Source organism: Streptomyces sp. NPDC020965 (assembly GCF_044333555.1).
GTDB lineage: Bacteria > Actinomycetota > Actinomycetes > Streptomycetales > Streptomycetaceae > Streptomyces.
The window spans coordinates 495420-517013 of sequence record NZ_JBIRRE010000003.1 but is presented as its reverse complement, the minus strand read 5'-3'; the positions used below and the strand labels follow the sequence as shown (position 1 = coordinate 517013).

The 21594-nt window shown below is 67.7% G+C and carries 19 protein-coding genes; 8 read left to right on the top strand and 11 right to left on the bottom strand.

Features of this window, described 5'->3' with window-relative positions; all coding sequences use genetic code 11:
* Window positions 1-23 precede the first annotated feature (23 nt).
* From ACH4S7_RS12730 to ACH4S7_RS12720, 3 genes are all read right to left on the bottom strand, one after another.
* Window positions 24-1328: an MFS transporter gene (locus tag ACH4S7_RS12730; protein ID WP_398521136.1), complete on the bottom strand. Its 1305-nt coding sequence runs from the start codon at window positions 1326-1328 to the stop codon at window positions 24-26.
* Between the two features lie 106 nt (window positions 1329-1434).
* Window positions 1435-2517, bottom strand: a complete 1083-nt coding sequence (locus tag ACH4S7_RS12725) for an inositol-3-phosphate synthase (RefSeq protein WP_398521135.1) — start codon at window positions 2515-2517, stop codon at window positions 1435-1437.
* A 59-nt stretch (window positions 2518-2576) separates the two neighbouring features.
* Window positions 2577-3293, bottom strand: a complete 717-nt coding sequence (locus ACH4S7_RS12720; RefSeq protein WP_398521134.1) for a helix-turn-helix transcriptional regulator — start codon at window positions 3291-3293, stop codon at window positions 2577-2579.
* Between the two features lie 358 nt (window positions 3294-3651).
* On the opposite strand from ACH4S7_RS12720, the gene ACH4S7_RS12715 reads away from it, so the two are divergent.
* The gene (locus ACH4S7_RS12715) at window positions 3652-6441 is read left to right on the top strand and encodes a transglycosylase domain-containing protein (protein ID WP_398521133.1); all 2790 of its coding nucleotides are present in this window, start codon (window positions 3652-3654) and stop codon (window positions 6439-6441) included.
* A 239-nt stretch (window positions 6442-6680) separates the two neighbouring features.
* Window positions 6681-8222 (top strand): glycosyltransferase family 87 protein, encoded by a 1542-nt coding sequence (locus ACH4S7_RS12710; protein WP_398521132.1) that lies wholly within the window; start codon window positions 6681-6683, stop codon window positions 8220-8222.
* A gap of 85 nt (window positions 8223-8307) precedes the next feature.
* On the opposite strand, the gene ACH4S7_RS12705 is transcribed toward ACH4S7_RS12710, so the two are convergent.
* The 3 genes from ACH4S7_RS12705 to ACH4S7_RS12695 form a co-directional block, all read right to left on the bottom strand.
* The gene (locus ACH4S7_RS12705) at window positions 8308-9339 is read right to left on the bottom strand and encodes an alanine racemase (RefSeq protein WP_398521131.1); all 1032 of its coding nucleotides are present in this window, start codon (window positions 9337-9339) and stop codon (window positions 8308-8310) included.
* Window positions 9340-9574: 235 nt separating this feature from the next.
* On the bottom strand, window positions 9575-10693 hold the full coding sequence (locus tag ACH4S7_RS12700) for a lipid II:glycine glycyltransferase FemX (RefSeq protein ID WP_398521130.1): 1119 nt from the start codon (window positions 10691-10693) through the stop codon (window positions 9575-9577).
* A 128-nt stretch (window positions 10694-10821) separates the two neighbouring features.
* A complete protein-coding gene (locus ACH4S7_RS12695) occupies window positions 10822-11130 on the bottom strand; it encodes a hypothetical protein (RefSeq protein ID WP_398521129.1) in 309 nt (102 codons plus the stop codon).
* A gap of 294 nt (window positions 11131-11424) precedes the next feature.
* Here ACH4S7_RS12695 and rpsF point away from each other — a divergent pair, with 294 nt between their 5' ends.
* The 4 genes from rpsF (at window position 11425) to rplI (ending at window position 13159) form a co-directional block, all read left to right on the top strand.
* Window positions 11425-11715 (top strand): 30S ribosomal protein S6, encoded by a 291-nt coding sequence (gene rpsF, locus ACH4S7_RS12690; RefSeq protein WP_006604399.1) that lies wholly within the window; start codon window positions 11425-11427, stop codon window positions 11713-11715.
* 73 nt (window positions 11716-11788) lie between these two features.
* Window positions 11789-12400 carry a single-stranded DNA-binding protein gene (locus ACH4S7_RS12685; protein WP_398521128.1) on the top strand — a complete coding sequence of 204 codons (612 nt, stop codon included), beginning with the start codon at window positions 11789-11791 and terminating at the stop codon, window positions 12398-12400.
* 58 nt (window positions 12401-12458) lie between these two features.
* Window positions 12459-12695: a 30S ribosomal protein S18 gene (rpsR, locus tag ACH4S7_RS12680; RefSeq protein WP_003956534.1), complete on the top strand. Its 237-nt coding sequence runs from the start codon at window positions 12459-12461 to the stop codon at window positions 12693-12695.
* Between the two features lie 17 nt (window positions 12696-12712).
* Entirely contained in the window at window positions 12713-13159 is a 447-nt protein-coding gene (rplI, locus tag ACH4S7_RS12675; RefSeq protein WP_398521127.1) for a 50S ribosomal protein L9, read from the top strand.
* Between the two features lie 213 nt (window positions 13160-13372).
* Here the strand turns inward: rplI and ACH4S7_RS12670 are convergent, their stop codons facing one another.
* Window positions 13373-14710 (bottom strand): MATE family efflux transporter, encoded by a 1338-nt coding sequence (locus ACH4S7_RS12670; RefSeq protein WP_398521126.1) that lies wholly within the window; start codon window positions 14708-14710, stop codon window positions 13373-13375.
* 443 nt (window positions 14711-15153) lie between these two features.
* On the opposite strand from ACH4S7_RS12670, the gene dnaB reads away from it, so the two are divergent.
* Window positions 15154-16620, top strand: coding sequence for a replicative DNA helicase (gene dnaB / locus ACH4S7_RS12665; protein WP_398521373.1), 1467 nt, complete (start codon window positions 15154-15156; stop codon window positions 16618-16620).
* A 255-nt stretch (window positions 16621-16875) separates the two neighbouring features.
* Here dnaB and ACH4S7_RS12660 read toward each other — a convergent pair whose 3' ends face one another.
* Complete coding sequence (locus tag ACH4S7_RS12660) at window positions 16876-17670, bottom strand: SAM-dependent methyltransferase (protein WP_398521125.1); 795 nt, start codon at window positions 17668-17670, stop codon at window positions 16876-16878.
* 453 nt (window positions 17671-18123) lie between these two features.
* Between ACH4S7_RS12660 and ACH4S7_RS12655 the strand changes: the two genes are divergently transcribed.
* Window positions 18124-19512, top strand: coding sequence for a serine hydrolase domain-containing protein (locus ACH4S7_RS12655; RefSeq protein WP_398521124.1), 1389 nt, complete (start codon window positions 18124-18126; stop codon window positions 19510-19512).
* A gap of 83 nt (window positions 19513-19595) precedes the next feature.
* Here ACH4S7_RS12655 and ACH4S7_RS12650 read toward each other — a convergent pair whose 3' ends face one another.
* From ACH4S7_RS12650 to ACH4S7_RS12640, 3 genes are all read right to left on the bottom strand, one after another.
* A complete protein-coding gene (locus ACH4S7_RS12650) occupies window positions 19596-20048 on the bottom strand; it encodes a GNAT family N-acetyltransferase (protein WP_398521123.1) in 453 nt (150 codons plus the stop codon).
* Between the two features lie 10 nt (window positions 20049-20058).
* The gene (locus tag ACH4S7_RS12645; RefSeq protein ID WP_398521122.1) at window positions 20059-20517 is read right to left on the bottom strand and encodes a MarR family winged helix-turn-helix transcriptional regulator; all 459 of its coding nucleotides are present in this window, start codon (window positions 20515-20517) and stop codon (window positions 20059-20061) included.
* 156 nt (window positions 20518-20673) lie between these two features.
* Window positions 20674-21534 carry a GNAT family N-acetyltransferase gene (locus tag ACH4S7_RS12640; RefSeq protein ID WP_398521121.1) on the bottom strand — a complete coding sequence of 287 codons (861 nt, stop codon included), beginning with the start codon at window positions 21532-21534 and terminating at the stop codon, window positions 20674-20676.
* Window positions 21535-21594: the final 60 nt, after the last annotated feature.

The window sequence follows — 21594 nt, the reverse complement described above, 5'->3', positions numbered from 1 at the left end:
GCTCGATGGGGACGGGGGATGTTCTATCCGCGCTTCGGTCCGCCATCCGCCCGCCTGGCCGACGGGCCGGTCTCCGCCCGGTTCCACCGTGCCATCGTGACGGCGAGCGCGGCGTAGATGAGCGCCACGAGGATCACGAGCTGGACCGAGCGCCCGTCCGCAGGCAGGAGGAGTGCCGCGACGGCTGCGGCCCCCACGAACGACACGTTGAACAACACGTCATAGAGGGAGAAGATTCTGCCGCGGTAGGCATCGTCCACCGACGTCTGGACCACGGTATCGGTGGTGATCTTCGCGCCCTGGGTGATGAACCCCAGGACGAACGCGGCGACCAGTATCGGCCCGGGTGCGAAGGGCAGTCCCAGTGCGGGTTCGAGAACCGCAGCCGCCCCCGCGCATGCCACCAGCCAGCCATAGCGGCCGAGCCGTCCGATCGCCCAGGGGGTCACCAGGGCCGCCACGAAGAAGCCGGCCCCGGAGACCGCGATGGCCAGACCGAGCAGGGCGAGGCCATCCTGCTCCTTCTCGTACCAGGCATAGCGGCAGAGCATCAGGACCATCACCGTCAATGCGCCGTAGTTGAAGCGCATCAGCGTCATCGCAGTGAGCACCCGGGCCGCGGCCGGTCGTTCCCTCAGGTGGTGGAGGCCGTCCCATAGCCCGCGGGCTGTCGATGTGAGTGCCACTGCCAGCCGGGGTGGTGTCAACCCGGGATCCGGACCGAGCAACTGGCGGCCGATACGGAGGGCTGCCAGTGCCGAGCAGAGATAGAGGGCGGCGCCGAGCAGGACGACCGCCGCGTCGGAGTTCTCGGAGACCAGTCGTACGGCGAAGGCGAGTCCACCGCCCGCGGTGGCGGCCAGGGTGCCGGCCGTCGGGGAGAGCGAGTTGGCAATGACCAGACGGTCCTGATCGACGACGCGGGGCAGCGCGGCCGAGAGCCCGGCCAGGACGAATCGGTTGACCGCGGTGACGGAGAGGGCCGACGCGTAGAAGAGCCAGTCGGGCACGGAGGCGAGGATCAGCAGGGCGGTGCCGCTCGCGAGGACCGCCCGCAGCAGATTCCCGTACAGAAAGATCTGCCGTCGCTGCCAGCGGTCCAGCAGGACACCGGCGAACGGCCCGATCAGGGAGTACGGCAGCAACAGCACCGCCATGGCGGAGGCGATGGCTGCCGGGGAGGTCTGTTTCTCCGGGGAGAACACCACATAGGTGGCGAGCGCGACCTGGAAGACGCCGTCGGCACACTGCGAGAGCAGCCGGACCGTCAGGAGTCGGCGGAAGTTGGTCAGGCGCAGGAGTACGCGCAGATCACCTACGACGGGCATGGGATCAAGCGTCACACACGCGGAGGGTCCCCGGGCAACAAGCCCCGGGGACCCTCCGCGGTCGATCGACTCGACATCAAGAGCTGTCAGCCCTCGACGGGGAGCCTCAGCGCTCGATCTCGCCCTGGATGAACTTCTCGACGCTTTCCCGGGCGGCGTCGTCGAAGTACTGAACCGGGGGGGACTTCATGAAGTACGAGGACGCGGAGAGGATCGGGCCGCCGATGCCACGGTCCTTGGCGATCTTCGCCGCGCGCAGGGCGTCGATGATGACACCCGCGGAGTTCGGGGAGTCCCAGACCTCCAGCTTGTACTCCAGGTTCAGCGGGACATCGCCGAAGGCGCGGCCCTCAAGGCGGACGTACGCCCACTTGCGGTCGTCCAGCCAGGCCACATAGTCCGACGGGCCGATGTGGACGTTCTTCTCGCCGAGATCCCGGTCGGGGATCTGAGAGGTGACGGCCTGCGTCTTGGAGATCTTCTTCGACTCCAGGCGCTCCCGCTCCAACATGTTCTTGAAGTCCATGTTGCCGCCGACGTTCAGCTGCATCGTGCGGTCCAGGACGACGCCCCGGTCCTCGAAGAGCTTCGCCATCACGCGGTGCGTGATGGTGGCGCCGACCTGGGACTTGATGTCGTCACCGACGATCGGGACGCCCGCCTCGGTGAACTTGTCCGCCCACTCCTTGGTGCCGGCGATGAAGACCGGGAGAGCGTTGACGAAGCCGACCTTGGCGTCGATGGCGCACTGCGCGTAGAACTTCGCAGCGTCCTCGGAACCGACGGGCAGGTAGCAGACCAGAACGTCGACCTGCTTGTCCTTGAGGACCTGGACCACGTCGACCGGGGCCTCGGGGGACTCCTCGATGGTCTCGCGGTAGTACTTGCCCAGACCGTCGAGGGTGTGGCCGCGCTGCACCGTGACGCCGCTGTTGGGCACGTCGCAGATCTTGATGGTGTTGTTCTCGCTGGCGCCGATGGCGTCCGCGAGGTCGAGGCCGACCTTCTTGGCGTCCACGTCGAACGCGGCGACGAACTCGACGTCACGGACGTGGTATTCGCCGAACTGGACGTGCATCAGACCCGGCACCTTGCCGGCCGGGTCGGCGTCCTTGTAGTACTCGACGCCCTGCACCAGCGAGGCGGCGCAGTTGCCCACGCCGACGATGGCTACGCGAACCGAACCCATTCCGGTTGCTCCCTGTTTGATCTCGGTATTCCGGATGAAACCCCGCGGAACGCGGTGTCTCAGTTGGCGGTGTCGTCGGACGGATCCGGCGGGGTGGAGGGCCCGGGGGAGATTCCCCCGGGCGCCTGGGCACCCTTGTGCCGGGGCAGGCCGTCCGTCGCCCCAGATGTGTTGTCCTGCTGAGCCGCGCCGCCAGGAGGGGACTGTCGCTTGTCCCGCCCCGCCCGCTCGCTCTCGATGAGCTCGTTCAGCCAGCGCACTTCGCGCTCCACGGACTCCATGCCGTGCCGCTGGAGCTCAAGGGTGTAGTCATCGAGGCGCTCACGAGTGCGTGCCAGGGAGGCGCGCATCTTCTCCAGACGCTCCTCCAGCCGGCTGCGACGGCCTTCCAGCACCCGCATCCGCACCTCGCGCTCCGTCTGCCCGAAGAAGGCGAAGCGAGCCGCGAAGTGCTCGTCCTCCCAGCTGTCCGGGCCGGTGTGCGAGAGCAGCTCCTCGAAGTGTTCCTTACCTTCAGCCGTCAACCGGTAGACGATCTTGGCGCGACGCCCCGCGAGTGAGGCGGCGAGGGCGTCCTCGGGAGCGTTTCCCGGCTCCTCGATCAACCAGCCGTTGGCGACCAGAGTCTTGAGGCAGGGGTAGAGAGTCCCGTAACTGAAGGCTCGGAAGATTCCCAGCGAGGTGTTGAGCCGCTTGCGCAGCTCGTACCCGTGCATCGGTGCCTCACGGAGCAGACCGAGCACGGCGAATTCGAGGATGCCGGAGCGTCTGCTCACCGCCGCCTCCTTCGCCCTGCCGGTCTGGGTATCTCGCGCTGATGTATCGACTCGATACATCAGCACGATAGGGCGAGGTGCCTCCTGCGACAAGGGGGGTCAGGGTGAACGGCGTCACATCAACAATTCGTGACGAGCAACTTGCCTGATTTAGGGTGAACTTCAGACTAGGAGGGTTTTGGGCGTGCGTAGTCTGTGCGGATGCAGACCACCGGGAACCTTGTGACGTCCCCGGACGTCATCGCCGTGGATGCTGAGCGGATGAGACCTTCATGGGGCTGGTCCGTATCCATTTCGGGGGGACCGGAACTCAACTGCCGCTTCCAGGCGTCTCGCCTGCCCGAGGAGTAGTCGTTCGATGAGCGAGCACCGTCGCAAACCGCCACAGACACAGAGTGGCGGGCGTGCGGCTGCCAGACGCGCCGCCCAGCAACCTCCTGGTCGCCGCGCGGCCCCGCCCCAGGACCCGGGCCAGGGGGCCGCCGGGCCGGACTCCGCCGCGCCCGGAGCCCCGTACGGGTCCGCGGCGCACGGTTCCACCGGCCATGGTCCCGGTCCACACGGCGAGCCGGAGCGTCCGTACGGCGGGCGGGCCGAGGCCCGGCGCGCAGCGCAGCGCGGCAGTCGTCGCCGGGTGGACAGTGGTGCGGGCGCCGGAGGCGGCGGTCGCGGGGGCCGGGGGGGCCGTCGCGGTGGCGCCGGGGGAGCCGATGGGCCCGGTCGCGGGGGTGAGCCCCGTAAGAAGCGGATGATCGACTATCCGCGCCATGACAAGGACGGCTGGCGGCGCTGGGTCCCGGGCTGGAAGCTGGTCACCGCGCTGTGCATCGGCTTCCTCGGGACGCTGATGGCCGGAGCGGCCCTCGCCTACGCGATGGTGGAGGTGCCCGACCCCCAGAAGGCGGCCAAGGCCCAGAACAACGTCTACTTCTGGGACGACGGCTCGCAGATGGCCGCCACCGGTGGCGAGATCAACCGCCAGATCATCGGGATCAAGGAGATCCCCGATGATATGGAGAACGCGGTGATCTCGGCCGAGAACAAGACGTTCCGGAAGGACTCCGGCGTCGACCCGATGGGTATTGGCCGGGCCCTCGTGAATATGGCCAAGGGCGGTCAGACCCAGGGTGGCTCCACCATCACCCAGCAGTATGTGAAGAACGCGCATCTCGGCGATCAGTCCCAGACGCTGAGCCGTAAGTTCAAAGAGCTGTTCATCTCCATCAAGGTCGGCAACGACATGGGGAAGGACGCCATCATGGCCGGCTATCTGAACACCTCTTACTACGGCCGTGGCGCGTACGGCCTCCAGGCCGCGGCCCGTACGTACTACGACATCGACGCCAAGAAGCTGAACGCCAGCCAGTGCGCGTTCCTCGCGTCGCTGCTGAAGGGCGCCACCTACTTCGACCCGGCCGGGGCCGTCGAGATTGACCCCGCCGCGACACCGAAGAAGAACCTGGAACGGGCGACCGACCGTTGGCGCTGGATCCTCAACGAGATGGTGAACGACGGCTATATCGAGGACAGCGACCGGGACAAATTCATCGATTTGGGCTTCCCCAACCCCGCCCCGTTCAAGAAGCAGGCGAAGCTCGGCGGGCAGGTCGGTTATCTGGTCGACCTCGCCAAGGCGAACTTCCTCAGCAACAACGGCGATATCACATCGGACGAGCTCGCCCGCGGCGGCTACCAGATCCATACGACGTTCCAGAGTGACAAGGTCAGGAAGCTCAGCGAGGCCGTCGACAAGGTCCGCAAGAAGAACATCGACCCCAAGAAGCGCCCGGACAAGGACACCCACGTCCAGTTCGGCGGCGCCTCGGTGAATCCGAAGACGGGCGCGATCGTCGCCATCTACGGCGGCGAGGACGCGACCAAGCACTTCACCAACAACGCCGATGTCACCGGCGCCCAGGTCGGCTCGACCTTCAAGCCGTTCGTCCTCGCCGCCGCGATGAACCAGGGCGTACGGGACCCCAAGCAGGGCCCTGAGCAGACGCGTGAGCAGCGCACCATCGTCGACCCCAACAAGACGGTGTACAACGGCAAGAACAAGCTCAAGATCAAGCGGTACGACGGGTCGGTGTGGCAGAACGAGGAGGGGAAGGAGTGGCTGCAGGTCAATGACGGCGACGAGTCGTACAAGAACATCAATCTGCGCGAAGCCATGATCGTCTCCGCCAACTCGCCCTTCGTGCAGCTCGGCATGGACATCGGCATCCCGGAGGTGCGGGAGACCGCCATCGACGCCGGACTGCTTAAGTCCTCGCTCGACCCGGGCAATGTCCCCTCGTTCTCGATCGGTATCTCCACCCCCAGCGCCATCCGGATGGCGGGGGCCTATGCGACCTTCGCGGCCAGTGGCCAGCAGCGCACCCCGTACTCGGTCAAGAAGGTCACCAAGGAAAGCGCCATCGTCTACGCGCACCAGGACAAGCCCGCCAGCGCCTTCCCCGCGGCGGTCGCGGACAATGTGACCGATGTGCTGAAGGACGTCGTCGAGGACGAGGACGGCACCGGCAAGAACGCCCGGATCCCCGGCCGTGAGGTCGCGGGCAAGACCGGTACGACCGATGGGAACAAGTCGGCCTGGTTCGTCGGCTACACCCCGGACCTGTCGACGGCGATCGACATGTACCGCATGGACGACAACGAGAAGAACACCAAGCGCGGCTTCCTGGAAATGTTCGGAACGGGCGGCCAGGACAAGATCCACGGCTCCTCGTTCCCGTCCGAGATCTGGCAGACGTACATGGCGGAAGCGGTCAAGGGCACGCCGGTGACGAAGTTCCCGAAGCCGGAGCCGATCGGTGAGGCCCTCTGGGGCGGTGGCGCCTCCAGCCCGGCGCCCTCACCGACCGAGGAGCCGTCCGAGGAGCCGTCGGAGGAGGTGTCGGAGGAGCCGTCGACCACCCCGCCCACGACACCCGCGCCGACCACTTCCGAGTCCTGCAACGCGTGGGAGGACTGGAGCTGCGGAGAGTCCGGGGCCACCGACGGGGGTAAGCCCGGAGGGGCCAACGACGGCGGGGACAACGGCGGTCCGACCACCTCGCCGACATCCTCGTCATCAACGGGCGAAGAGGACGGTGGGGGCGATAACGGCAACGGAGGATCCGGAGGAAACGGACTCTTCGGACGGTAGTTCCCGCCACCACTGACCCGAACCACCCGGGGGCCGACACACTCCTGCCGGTCCGGACCGCGCACCACGCGTGATCCGGCCGCAGGGGGTGTCGGCCCTCGTGGCGTCCCCATCAGGACCTCGTACGCCGGCCGGACGCGGACACAGTGGCCGCACGTTTTCCGCCAGGCCGCCCCCGCCCCGGCACCGGATGCGAAGGACGCGTCCGGCCCCCTACTCCGTACGGCAGGATGAGCACCATGCCCAGTGCGGAAGAGAAGAGCGTGCACCACGACCGGCCGGATGTCGCGCGCCACGACCGGCCGGATGTACGGCCCACCAGGCGGGACCCCGTCGCGGCGTCCGGCAGTGAGCTGATCGGCGGTCCGGCCGGCCGCTGGGCCCTGCGCTCCCCGGGTGGCTTCCTCACTCCCGTACGGGTGGTGTCCCTGCTGGCCATCGGCATGTTCGCGCTGGGCATGGTGCAGAAGATGCCCTGTTACAACTGGGCCTGGTTCAGGGGTGCCGGCGCGCAGTACACACACGGCTGCTACTCCGACATTCCGCATCTCTATCTGGGGCGCGGCTTCTCGGAGGGACTCCTTCCGTATTTCGACCGGCTGCCCGGCGATATGGAGTATCTGGAGTACCCCGTACTGACCGGGCTGTTCATGCAGGTGGCCTCCTGGCTCAATCTGGCCGACGGTTCCCTACAGAACCAGGAGCAGGTGTACTGGCTCATCAACGCGGGCATGTTGATGATCTGCACCGCGGTAATCGCGGTCTGTGTGGCCCGCACCCACCGCCACCGCCCCTGGGACGCCCTCCTGCTCGCGCTGGCGCCCGCCTTCGCCCTCACCGCCACGATCAACTGGGACCTGCTCGCCGTGGCGCTCACCGCCGCCGCGATGCTGATGTGGTCGCGGGGCCGGCCGCTGGCGTTCGGGATTCTGCTCGGGCTGGCGACGGCCGCCAAGCTCTATCCCGTGCTGTTGCTCGGTCCGCTGTTCCTGCTGTGCTGGCGGGCCGGTAAGTGGCGAGAATTCGCCACTGCGGCGCTCGGTGCCGCGGGCGCCTGGCTGGTGGTGAATCTGCCGGTGATGCTGTTGGCGCCGGAGGGGTGGAAGAAGTTCTACACCTTCAGCCAGGAGCGACAGATCGACTTCGGTTCGTTCTGGCTGATCATCACCCAGCGCACGGGCGAGTCGATCGAAGTCGAGACGGTGAACACGTACGCGACACTCCTGATGATCCTGGCCTGCGTGGGCATCGCCGTGCTGACGCTCTGCGCCCCCCGCCGACCCCGCTTCGCGCAGCTCGCGCTGCTGGTCGTCGCGGCGTTCATCCTCACCAACAAGGTCTACTCGCCGCAGTACGTCCTGTGGCTGATCCCGCTCGCCGCACTGGCCCGGCCCCGGTGGCGGGACTTCCTGATCTGGCAGGCGTGCGAAGTCATGTACTTCCTCGGCATCTGGATGTACCTCGCGTACACGACGAACGACAAGCACCACGGACTACCGGCCGAGGGCTACCAGGTCGCCATCGCCCTGCACCTGCTGGGCACGCTGTACCTGTGCGGGATGGTGGTACGGGACATCCTGCTGCCGGAGCGGGACCCGGTCCGGCAGGACGACGGATCGGACGATCCGTCGGGTGGGGTCCTGGACGGTGCCGAGGACAGGTTCGTACGGGGCAGGGCGGCCCGACTCCCGGCGCACACGGCGCACACGGCGCCCGCGGTGACGGTGGAGCGGGTGGAGTGGGGCACGGCGCACGGGAAGGCCGCCGAAGGCTCCTCGTAGGCCCCTCGGGGCCTGTCCCGCTGCGGACAGGCCCCTCGGCTGGGGTTTAACCTCCGGGCTCGACAGAGAGCCGGGGAGGAACGCTCTAGCGTTCGACGAGACGGTCGAACTGGGTCGTGGTGTGGCGCAGATGCGCCACCAGCTCGTCGCCGACCTTCGGCTCCGTGGCGTCCGACGGCACGAACAGGATCGAGACCTGCATGTGCGGGGGCTCGGCGAACCAGCGCTGCTTGCCCGCCCAGACGAACGGCGACAGGTTCCGGTTGACCGTCGCCAGACCGGCGCGCGCGACGCCCTTGGCACGCGGCATCACACCGTGCAGCGCCTTCGGCGCCTCCAGGCCCACTCCGTGGGACGTACCACCGGCGACGACGACCAGCCAGCCGTCGGAAGCGGCCTTCTGCTGGCGGTAACCGAACCGGTCGCCCTTGGAGACCTGGGTGACATCGAGGACGGAGCCGCGGTACTCGGTCGAGTCGTGGTCGCCGAGCCAGAGCCGGGTGCCGATACGGGCGCGGAAGCGGGTCTGCGGGAACTGCTGGCGCAGTCGCGCCAACTCCTCGGCGCGCAGATGGCTGACGAACATGGTGTGGAGCGGCAGCCGGGCGGCCCGCAGTCGGTCCATCCAGCCGATGACCTCTTCGACCGCGTCGGAACCGTCCGTACGGTCCAGGGGCAGATGGAGGGCGAAGCCTTCCAGCCGCACGTCCTCGATGGCGGCGCTCAGCCGGCCCAGGTCCTGCTCCAGGATGCCGTGGCGCTTCATGGAGCTCATGCACTCGATGACGACACGGGCGCCGACCAGGGCGTGCACACCGTCGACCGAGGAGACGGAGCGGATGACGCGGTCGGGCAGCGGGACCGGCTCCTCGCCACGGCGGAAGGGGGTGAGGACGAGGAGATCCCCGCTGAACCAGTCCTTGATCCGGGCGGCTTCGTAGGTGGTGCCGACGGCCAGCATGTCGGAGCCGAAGCGGGACGTCTCGTCCGCCAGTCGCTCGTGACCGAAGCCGTAGCCGTTCCCCTTACAGACCGGCACCAGGCCGGGGAACTGGTCGATCACGGACTTCTGGTGCGCCCGCCAGCGCGTGGTGTCGACGTACAGGGAGAGCGCCATGGCCGGCCCGGAACCTTTCTGGTGGCTGCGGTGTATCAGAGGTATGTACGAGATCTACGAGGTTACGGCGTGGGCGGCAGCAGCGACAGCGCCACCGCTGGGATCGGCCGAACCGACGCGTTCACCGTCGGCGCGACCGGTGCCGGCAATGGGCCCGGTGCCGGGACTGGTGCCGGCGCCGGGGACAGCACCACAGATGCCGGGAGAGCGGCGGCCACCGGTGCCGCGGCGCGGGTCAGCGGCGCGACATATACATGTCGAGCGCCTTGTGCAGCAGCTTGTTCAGCGGGAAGTCCCACTCACCGACGTATTCGACGGCCTCGCCGCCCGTTCCGACCTTGAACTGGATGAGACCGAAGAGATGGTCGGTCTCATCGAGGGAGTCGCTGATCCCCCGCAGGTCGTAGACGGTCGCGCCCATGGCGTACGCGTCCCGCAGCATCCGCCACTGCATCGCGTTCGAGGGCCGGACCTCGCGCCCGATGTTGTCGGAGGCGCCGTAGGAGTACCAGACGTGCCCACCGACGACGAGCATCGTCGCCGCGGAGAGGTTCACGCCGTTGTGCCGCGCGAAGTACAACCGCATGCGGTTGGGGTCCTCGGTGTTCAACACCTGCCACATGCGCTGGAAGTACGAGAGCGGGCGCGGCCGGAAGCGGTCCCGGATCGCGGTGATCTCGTACAGCCGCTGCCATTCCTCAAGGTCCTGGTAGCCACCCTGGACGACCTCGACACCGGCCTTCTCGGCCTTCTTGATATTGCGCCGCCACAGCTGGTTGAAGCCCTTGAGGACATCGTCCAGCGAGCGGTTCGCCAGCGGCACCTGGTAGACGTACCGGGGCTGGACATCGCCGAAACCGGCGCCGCCGTCCTCGCCCTGCTGCCAGCCCATCTTCCGCAGCCGATCGGCCACTTCGAAGGCACGGGGCTCGATATGGGTCGCCTCGACGTCCCGCAGCCGCTTCACATCCGGGTCCTGGATACCGGACTTGATCGCCGGCGCGTCCCAGCGGCGGATGACCACCGGCGGGCCCATCTTCACGGAGAAGGCGCCCTGCTGCTTGAGGTGGGCGAGCATCGGCCGCAGCCAGTCGTCCAGATTGGGGGCGTACCAGTTGATCACCGGGCCCTCGGGCAGATACGCGAGATAACGCTTGATCTTGGGCAGCTGGCGGTAGAGCACCAGGCCCGCGCCGACGAGCTGGCCGCTCTTGTCGAACCAACCAAGGTTCTCCGAGCGCCACTCCGTCTTCACATCTGACCACGCCGGCACCTGGCAGTGACTTGCCGACGGCAGGGACTGGATGTACGCCAGATGCTGCTCTCGGCTGATGGTCCTCAGGGTCAGGCTCATGCGGGGCGCTCCTCGGCTGGTGTGTCCCCATGGGTCAGGGGCTCCGGCTCTCGCGCCGAAGCCTACTGTGCAGGGGGAGCGCCCCGAATGGCCGCGTTCGACCGACGGGCCGGACCGCGTCGGCCGGGCTACCCGATGACCCCGCCGAAGAGACCACCGTGGGCCATGCCGAGGAAGAAGCCGAAGGCGGACGCGCCGAGGCCGATGATCAGCGCGGTGCGTTCGCGGGTCGTCACCGAGATGAACTGTCCGTAGCCGCCCGTGATGATCCCCACCAGCCCTGTCCATGAGCTGAGCAGATGCAGATTGTGGAACATCGCGGAGACGAACGCGATGACCCCGAGGACCAGCGTCACCGCGACCAGGGTGTCCTGGAGGGGGTGGGGCTTGCCGTCGGTGGCGAAGAGGGAGGTCTGACGTCGCATTGCCTGTGCCATCTGGCACCTCCTGGCGTGGCCGGAGCGCAGCGCATCGTAGTGCTGCGTACACCCGATGTGTACAGATTGTGCCCCTTGGCCGCCGGATTTCAACCGGACGCGTGTCTGCGGGTAGTGTGTACGGTCTGCACCGGTGTCTGCCCGGACCACGATCGATCGCCACGGACGTCAGCACGAATGTCAGTGGTGGCTGATCTACTCGGGGAGCTACAGGGACACCGTTGCCTATACGCATCACGACCCTCCTGCCACGGAACGACCGTGGCCGCTGAGTCCAAAGGAGGTGGGTTCCACATGCGTCACTACGAAGTGATGGTCATCCTCGATCCCGATCTTGAGGAGCGCGCTGTCTCCCCGTTGATCGAGAACTTCCTCTCCGTCGTCCGTGAGGGCAACGGAAAGGTGGAGAAGGTCGACACCTGGGGCCGTCGTCGTCTCTCTTACGAGATCAAGAAGAAGCCCGAGGGCATCTACTCGGTCATCGACCTGCAGGCCGAGCCTGCGGTCGTCAAGGAGCTCGACCGCCAGATGAACCTGAACGAGTCGGTCCTCCGGACCAAGGTCCTCCGCCCCGAGACCCACTGAGCGACCCGCTCAGAGGTCATCGGGTTCGAGTAGCAGCAAGCAGCCAGAAGCAATCCCGCCGAGAGGTTCACCCATGGCAGGCGAGACCGTCATCACGGTCGTCGGCAATCTTGTCGACGACCCCGAGCTGCGCTTCACCCCCTCCGGTGCGGCGGTCGCGAAGTTCCGTGTCGCGTCCACTCCCCGCATGTTCGACAAGCAGACCAATGAGTGGAAGGACGGCGAAAGCCTGTTCCTGACCTGCTCGGTCTGGCGTCAGGCTGCGGAGAACGTCGCCGAGTCGCTCCAGCGCGGCATGCGTGTCGTTGTGCAGGGTCGTCTGAAGCAGCGGTCGTACGACGACCGCGAGGGCGTCAAGCGCACGGTCTACGAGCTGGATGTCGAAGAAGTCGGTCCCAGCCTCAAGAACGCCACGGCCAAGGTCACCAAGACCACTGGCCGCGGTGGGCAGGGCGGCTACGGAGGCGGCGGCGGCCAGCAGGGTGGCGGAGGCGGCTGGGGCGGCGGTTCCGGCGGCGGTGCCCAGCAGGGCGGCGGCGGTGCACCCGCCGACGACCCGTGGGCCACCAGCGCTCCGGCCGGCGGCCAGCAGCCGCAGGGTGGCGGCGGCGGAGGTAACTGGGGCGGAAGCTCCGGCAACTCCGGTGGTTCTGGCGGCGGCTACTCGGACGAGCCCCCGTTCTAAGGGATTCGTTCCAGGGGTGCTCGTAATCCCCACTTCTTGATCACACAGGAGAAACACCATGGCGAAGCCGCCTGTGCGCAAGCCTAAGAAAAAGGTCTGCGCATTCTGCAAGGACAAGACCGTGTACGTGGACTACAAGGACACGAACATGCTGCGGAAGTTCATTTCCGACCGCGGCAAGATCCGTGCCCGCCGCGTTACCGGCAACTGCACGCAGCACCAGCGTGACGTCGCCACGGCCGTTAAGAACAGCCGTGAGATGGCGCTGCTGCCCTACACGTCCACCGCGCGCTAAGGAAGGGTGACCGAAACATGAAGATCATCCTCACCCACGAGGTCTCCGGCCTCGGCGCCGCTGGCGACGTTGTCGACGTCAAGGACGGCTACGCTCGCAACTACCTGGTCCCGCGTGGTTTCGCGATCCGCTGGACCAAGGGTGGCGAGAAGGACGTGGCGCAGATCCGCCGCGCCCGCAAGATCCACGAGATCGCGACCATCGAGCAGGCCAATGAGGTCAAGGCCAAGCTTGAGGCCGTCAAGGTGCGTCTGGCTGTTCGCTCCGGCGACGCCGGCCGTCTCTTCGGTTCCGTGACCCCGGCTGACATCGCCACGGCGATCAAGTCCGCCGGTGGCCCGGAGGTCGACAAGCGTCGTGTCGAGCTCGGTGCGCCGATCAAGACCCTGGGCTCGCACCAGGTGTCTGTGCGTCTGCACCCCGAGGTTGCCGCGAAGCTCGGCGTCGAGGTCATCGCCGCCTGAGTGCAGCGATCGACTGAGGTGTAGGAAAGGGCCGCATCCCTGGATGCGGCCCTTTCCGCTGTCCGGAGTCTCGGGGGTCTTCCGGAGCGGCGGAGTGACTGTGCCGACGGGGGCCGAGGTGCCCGGAGGCTTGGGGAATCCGGGGTATTCGCCGCGTTTCACGTGAAACATCGGGCGAGGCGAGCCTCTCGCAGGCCCCCTTGCCGAGGGTTCTCAGCGGGTGGCGCCTATGACGATCCAGCGGCCGGAGCGGGTCCGAGCCCAGAGGGTCGCCAACCGCACGAGCATCATCACGGTCATGGCCCACCACAGGGCCGTGAGCCCGCCGCCGAGTGTGGGAACGAGTAGGGCGAGCGGTGTGAAGATCGCCAGCGTCGCCAGCATCGCCCAGGCGAGATAGGGGCCGTCGCCGGCTCCCATCAGCACCCCGTCGAGAACGAAGACCACACCGGCGATGGGCTGGGAGATCGCTATCACCAGCAGCGCGGGGAGCAGGGTGTCGTGCACGGCCGGGTCATCGCTGAACAGCGGAATGAAGAGTGGCCGCAGGAGAACCAGCAACACCCCGAAGACCACACCGGAGGCGATTCCCCACTGCACCATGCGCCGGCAGACCTGGCGTGCGCCCTCGGCGTCCCCGGCGCCGAGATAACGGCCGATGATCGCTTGCCCGGCGATGGCGATGGCGTCGAGCGCGAAGGCCATCAGGCTCCAGAGGGAGAGAGCGATCTGCTGGGCGGCCACCTCGCTGTCCCCGAGACGGGCCGCGACGGCAGTGGCGATCATCAGTACGGCGCGCAGGGAGAGCGTACGGACCAGCAGGGGGACCCCGGCCTGGGCGCTGGCCCGTATGCCTGCCACATGGGGACGGAGGGACGCGTGGTGGCGCCGGGCGCCCCTTACGACCACGATCAGATAGACGGCGGCCATGCCGTACTGGGCGATCACGGTGCCCCAGGCAGAGCCGGCGATGCCGAAGCCGGCTCCGTAGACCAGGACGACATTGAGTACGCCATTGGCCGTGAAGCCGCCGATGGCGACATACAGCGGAGTTCGGGTGTCCTGGAGCCCGCGCAGAACACCGGTCGCCGCGAAGACGACGAGCATCGCGGGGATGCCGATACTGGAGATCTGGAGATAGGTGATGGCGTACGGGGTCGCCGTCTCCGAGGTGCCGAAGAGTCGGACGAGCCAGGGAGCGGTGGGCAGGGTAAGGGCGACGACGGCGGCGCCCAGCAGGATCGCCAGCCAGATTCCGTCCATGCCCTGGCGGATGGCGGCGGCCAGATCGCCCGCGCCCACCCGTCGGGAGACGGCCGCGGTGGTGGCGTACGCCAGGAAGACGAAGACGCTGACGGCGGTCATCAACAGGCTGGCCGCGACGGCGAGACCCGCGAGCTGTGCGGTACCGAGGTGGCCGACGACCGCGCTGTCGACCATCACGAAAAGCGGCTCCGCGACGAGCGCACCGAAGGCGGGGACGGCGAGCGCGATGATCTCTCGATCGTGGCGGCGCCGAAGTGCCTTGGAGGTCGCGGGGGCCTGAGTCATGGGCTCAATGTAATCTTCCACAGGTAAGAGATGCAATTACCTTGTGATCCTTACTTGTGCCGCATGCGACGGCTGGCGGGTGCGCCGTTTGTTCTGATCTTGGCCCAGTCGGGAAAGTTTTTCTCCCCCACAGCCGGTGGATGGAAAAACGGCAGGTCAGATGCTGTGCAGCGAAAACGCGACGACTTTGTCCACAGAGCTGTCCCCCGGTCCGTGCACAGGTTCGGCGGGGTTCTCCACAGCATCTGGTCACTCGTCCACATGGCCTGTGGATAACCAGATTGGCTGACGGTGGCGGGGGGCCTACCGTGAACCGTTGCCCGACGCGCCGGAAGCGGAGCGGGGCCGCTTGTTTTGTCAGTGCCGTGCCGTAGAAAGAGGGGGCACGGCGAGGTCCGCTAGGCGGACGGGAGGAGGTGGCCCGGTTGAGTATTTCCGAGCCCTTGGACGACCCGTGGGCGGCCGAGGAGGGGCCCAGCGATCGTCTGCCCGTCTCCCGTCAGCGCCGTAATGACCAGCGCGGCGGCCGTGACGATCAGCACGAGCGCGGCAGGGACAGCGGCGGCTGGGACGGGGGTTCCACCGGCTTCGAGCGGGTCCCGCCCCAGGACCTCGACGCCGAGCAGTCGGTCCTCGGTGGAATGCTCCTCTCCAAGGACGCCATCGCCGATGTCGTGGAGATCATCAAGGGCCATGACTTCTACCGGCCGGCCCATGAGACGGTCTACACGGCGATTCTCGACCTGTACGCCAAGGGCGAGCCCGCGGACCCCATCACCGTCGCGGCAGAGCTGGTCAAGCGCGGTGAGATCACCCGGGTCGGCGGCGCACCCTACCTCCACACGCTGGTGCAGTCGGTCCCGACCGCGGCGAACGCCTCGTACTACGCCGAGATCGTCCATGAGCGGGCGGTGCTGCGCCGGCTGGTGGAGGCCGGCACCAAGATCACGCAGATGGGATACGCGGCGGACGGCGACGTCGACGAGATCGTCAACTCCGCCCAGGCCGAGATCTACGCCGTCACCGAGCAGCGCACCAGCGAGGACTATCTGCCGCTCGGCGACATCATGGAGGGCGCGCTCGACGAGATCGAGGCGATCGGCTCACGCAGCGGAGAGATGACCGGTGTCCCCACGGGCTTCACGGACTTCGACTCCCTCACGAATGGACTCCACCCGGGCCAGATGATCGTCATCGCGGCCCGCCCCGCCATGGGTAAGTCCACCCTGGCGCTGGATTTCGCCCGTGCCTGCTCCATCAAGAACAATCTGCCGAGCGTGATCTTCTCCCTTGAAATGGGACGGAACGAGATCGCGATGCGTCTGCTGTCCGCCGAGGCACGGGTGGCGCTGCACCATATGCGCTCCGGCACGATGACGGACGAGGACTGGACCCGGCTGGCCCGCCGAATGCCGGACGTGTCCCAGGCGCCGCTCTACATCGACGACTCCCCGAACCTCTCGATGATGGAGATCAGGGCGAAGTGCCGACGGCTGAAGCAGCGCAGCAACCTCAAGCTCGTGGTGATCGACTATCTCCAGCTGATGCAGTCGGGTGGCTCGAAGCGCGCCGAGAGCCGTCAGCAGGAGGTCTCTGACATGTCCCGAAACCTCAAGCTACTGGCCAAGGAGCTGGAGCTGCCGGTGATCGCGCTGTCCCAGCTGAACCGTGGCCCCGAGCAGCGTACGGACAAGAAGCCCATGGTCTCCGACCTGCGTGAATCGGGTTCCATCGAGCAGGACGCGGACATGGTGATCCTGCTGCACCGTGAGGACGCGTACGAGAAGGAGTCCCCGCGCGCGGGCGAGGCGGACCTGATCGTGGCGAAGCACCGTAACGGCCCGACGGCGACGATCACCGTGGCGTTCCAGGGGCACTACTCGCGGTTCGTGGACATGGCGCAGACCTGATCCGTGCGGAGGGGGAGGCTCCCGGCTCCGTGTCTTGCTCCGTGTCTTACGGAGACCGCTACCGGGCCTCGAAAACCGGAGCGGCAGTCGCCCACTACCGGCCCAGGGAACGCGACTGAACGCGGGTCGCACAGAGGGCCGCTCGCCCCCACCGGGGGCCGTGGCGATTGCGGTGGGGGTGGAGCGGGTGTACCGGCCGGGGGCACGGGCCCCCCGGCGGGTGTTCGCGTCGGCGGGAGGCCGGGCGGGGGTGTCTCAGCGCTTGACGCCCACGAAGCCCCACTGCTCGACCGGCTCGCCGGTGACCGGCTCGTCGGGGCGCCACAGGGTGATGGAACCGAAGCCGGGCTCGACGAGGTCCAGGCCGTCCGAGAACGACCTTACGACCGCGGAGGGGCGGGAGATATAGGGAAGGGCGCCGCCTTCGGCGTACTCATCGGAGCCCGCACGGGTCTCCGGCGTTTCGATGGTGTCGCAGAGGATGAGGCAGCTACCCGGGGGGAAGGCGTCCAGATAGCTGCGCAACAACGCGGCGGCGGCGGCATCGTCCGCGACATGGCCCAGGGTCGAAAGCAGCATCAGCGCGACCGGCTTGGTCAGATCGAGGGTCTTGGCCGCCTCGCGCAGGACGGTCTCGGCGTCCGTCAGGTCCGCGTGCACATAGTTGGTGGCGCCCTCGGGCCGGCTGACCAGCAGTGCGCGGGCGTGGGCGAGCACGATCGGGTCGTTGTCGACGTACACGATCCGCGCCTCGGGCGCGGCGTCCTGGGCCACCTCGTGGGTGGAGTTGGCGGTGGGCAGTCCGGTGCCGAGGTCGAGGAACTGGCGGACCCCCATCTCCTGGGCGAGGTAGCGCACGGCCCGCGCCTGGAACTGACGGGAGGCCCGGGCTATGTCGATGATCTGCGGGAGCATCTCCGCGAGCCGTGCGCCCAGGGCCTGGTCGACGGGGTAGTTGTCCTTGCCGCCGAGCCAGTAGTTCCACACCCGCGCCGAATGCGGCGTCGTCGTGTCGATCTGGACCACAGGTTCGTGCTGCTCCGCGTTCATCGGGTTCTCCTTGCGTCGGCCCCCATACAGTTCATACGGGGGGCTCCGCCCATGTTTCACCACACGTCACGCATACGCCAGCGGCTACAGGAACCAACTCGGGTGGCAGGAAGTACCGATGTGACGCGAGTGGAGTGAACCCCGTTGAACAGCAAGGATGTTGGCGTCACACAGGTCGCCGGGGGTCGGTCATTTCGGATGGGGCCCCGTCCACCCGACGCGGGGCGATCGGCGAGCCGTCGAGTGGGCGAGCCGGCCGCCGTGCTGGTTCGGCAGGCCGGCGAGGGGCTTGTTGAGGTGCTCAGCCTCCCTGGACGTCAGGGCGGGTGGGGCATCTGCGCTCCGGACCCCGCGCCCCGAGCGGTGCCGGCTTGCTGGGAATTCCTGTCCGCGTGCCGCGTAATGCCACGTCAGGCGGTCGACATGGGGTGGGGTCGCCGATAGACCTGGCTCATGACCTCACGATCCACTGCGCTTCTGCCCAGCACCGAACGCTCCCTGTTGCACCGGCTCGCCGTCGCCCAGTCGGAAGGGCGCGCGCCATCGGTGGTCGCCGGGGTGGCGCGCGATGGGGAACCGGTGTGGACCGGCGCCCGAGCCTCGGCCGGACCGGTGGGGGCGGCACCCGGCCCCGACACCCAGTATCGGATCGGTTCGATCACCAAGACCTTCACAGCCGTCCTGGTGATGAGGCTGCGGGACGAGGGGCTGCTCGATCTCGGCGACCCCGTGGAGCGCCACCTTCCCGGGACCGGCATGGGCGAGGTGACGATCGCCCAGCTACTCGGCCACAGCGCCGGGCTGAGCGCGGAGACCCCGCCGCCCTGGTGGGAGCGGACGCCGGGGACACTGCGACCGGGACTCGCCGACGTCCTCGGCGGACCGTCCCGGCCACACCCAGCCGGCCGCCGTCATCACTACTCGAACCCCGGCTACACGGTCCTCGGTTCCTTGGTCGAGGCCGTACGTGGGGCGTCCTGGGAGGAGGTCCTCCGGAGCGAGATCCTCGAACCCCTCTCCTTGGCCCGTACGAGCGCCCAACCGCTCGCTCCGTACGCCACCGGCTGGGCGGTGCACCCCTGGGCCGATGTGCTGCTTCCCGAACCCATCGAGGATCTGGGGCTGATGGCCCCGGCCGGACAGCTCTGGTCGACCGTCGCCGATCTCTGCCGATTCGCCGTGTTCCTGGCTGAGGGGGACAAGCGGGTGCTGAGTCCCGCGTCCGTACGGGAGATGGCGACGCCTGCCGCACCCGCCGAGAGCGGCGAGTGGGAGAGCACCTACGGACTGGGCGTGCAGATCGTACGGAGAGACGGACGCACCCTTGTGGGGCACACCGGCTCGCTGCCCGGCTTCCTCGCCGGTCTCTGGGTGAGCGCCGCCGACGGGATCGCCGCCGTGGCGCTCGCCAATGCCACTTCCGGCCCCTTCCCCGCCGCCGTCGCCGCCGATCTCGTGGGGATCGTGGCCACGGCTGAGCCCCGCCTCCCCGGCCCCTGGCAGCCGCTTCCGGAGGTCGACCAGGAGCTGCTGGCGCTGACCGGGCCCTGGTACTGGGGCACGCAGTCTTTTGCGCTGAGGCTGCTCGCCGACCGGGGCTTGGAGCTCCAGCCGTTGCGGGGCGCCGGCCGGGGAGCACGCTTCGTGGTGGGGGAGGACGGGGGCTGGATCGGCCAGGAGGGGTATTTCGCCGGCGAGCCGTTGCGGGTGGTGCACCGGGAGGACGGATCGGTCCGCCATCTCGACCTAGGGTCGTTCATCTTCACCCGAGAGCCCTACGAGCCGGATGCCGGAGTCCCCGGCGGTGTCGACAGCGAAGGCTGGCGTGGAGTCCGGGGCTGATACAGCGAGGATGTTTCACGTGAAACGGGCACGGACGGCGACGACCGAAGGGGCTCGTCGTCGATCCGGCCCGTGTGGGTCGGTCAGAGCGGAAGCTTGAACCCGATATGAGAGGGCTCGAATCCCAGCCGCTCGTAGAAACGACGGGCGTCCGTGCGGGAGGTGTCCGAAGTCAGTTGGACCAGTTGGCACCCCTGGCGCCGGGACTCCTCGATCGCCCACTCGATGAGCCGGCTGCCAAGTCCGTCACCGCGCTCATCGGCATGAACGCGCACTCCCTCAATAATCGAGCGGATGGAGCCGCGCCGGGAGAGCCCGGGGATGATCGTGAGCTGGAGTGTGCCGACCACGCGGCCCGCGCGGACGGCGACGATCTGGTGCTGATGGGGATCCCCGGCCAACCGCTCGAAGGCCGCTGTGTACGGGGTGAGGTCGTCCGGGGACTCCCGCAGAGCGCCCAGCGGATCATCGGCGAGCATCGCCACAATCGCCGGGAGGTCGTCGCGAACCGCGGGCCGTATCTCCAGATCGTTCATGATCCGCAGACTACGTGGGGAGCTTCAGCTCCTCGACGGTCCGGACCAGAGGGGCGAGCACCGGATTCTGAGCGGCCTCGTCGAACGCCTCGCGCAGGGCAGCGGCATTGGTGGGACGCGCCTCGGCGAGCAGCGTGAGGCCCGCCTCGGTCACATCTGTGTAGATGCCTCGACGGTCGGTCTCGCAGAGATAGCGCCGGAGCAGCCCTCGGTCCTCCAGTCGGGTGACCAGCCGGGTCGTGGCGCTCTGGCTGAGCACGACGGCTTCCGCGACCTGCTTCATCTGAAGATGACCGCCGGGGCCGCTGTGCTGACGGCTGAGGACATCCAGCAGGGAGAACTCGCGCACGCTCAGGCCGTGGCCGCTCTCCAGGGCTCGCTCGATATGGGTTTCGATCGTGCCGTGCAGCAGCGAGAGCGCGCACCAGCTCTGGGAGAGTGTGGTGAGCGCGGGGTCCGTCGCGGTCATCTGGTTCCTCCTCCATCGCCCCGGACGCGGGAGCGGTTCGGGGCACGCGATCGAGCCGCGCACTCCCCAGGGTAGACGACGCGCGCAATATACCGCGTCTGCAATCATCCCTGTCGGTGATTCGCCCGGGATCGTCCCGCGGTGTGACCGGGCGGGTCAGCCGGCCGCGACCGACAGCGGTGCGAAGCGACGGGTCCAGTCACCCGGAAGGGCATCAATGGAGTAGGTCATCATGGTGTTGGACGCGACCGTCTCCAGGCCGTGTTCCTTCAGCCAGCCCAGCAGTTCCTCGTGGTGGACGGCGATATCCGTGCGGAAGGGCCGGTCCGTGCCCGGGGCCAGTGAGGCGATCAGAGCCTTCGCCGTCCCGGTGTCCTGGGCGATCAGCGGTCCGATGACATGAGTGTCCTCATTGGGCCAGGCGGCCGCGTACCCGGTCAGCGTGCCGTTCTCCTCCGCCACCCGGATCTGGTCCGCGAAGGCCGGCAGCCGAGCGAGCATATGGGTGCGGTCCAGACCGAAGACCTCGGTGTCCAGGCGGATGATCGCTGAAAGGTCCTCGGCGGTCGCTCGCCGGGTGCGCACCACTTCCGCGGCGGCCCGGGCCGAGGGTCGGAGATGGCCGCGCACCATCTCGGAGCTGCCCACGGAGACAAATCCAAGCTGCTCATAGAGCGGTCGACCGTTAGCGGTCGCATAGAGCGTCAGTGGAGTCTTCCCGGCGTCTTCCAGGATCTGTTCCATCATCCGGCGTCCGATGCCCTGACGGGCGTACCGCTCGGAGACGAGCACCATGCCAATGGCGGAGAGATCGGGGCCGTATGAGGTCACCACCGAGACGGCCAGCAGCCCTTGGCCCGAGGGGTCGTCGATGCCGTAACCCTGACCCGCCGTGAGTAGCAGTCCCCATTTGTGCTCCTCGCGCGGCCAGCCACGATTCTCGGAGAGATCGACGCAGGAGACGAGGTCGTCCAAGGTGAGACGGCGCAGGGACAGCTCTGGGAACGGTGTCGGCATAGGGATCAGGCTCGCCGACGTGATGATCGCTCGTCCAGTACTTTCCGGGAAGTGGTCGCG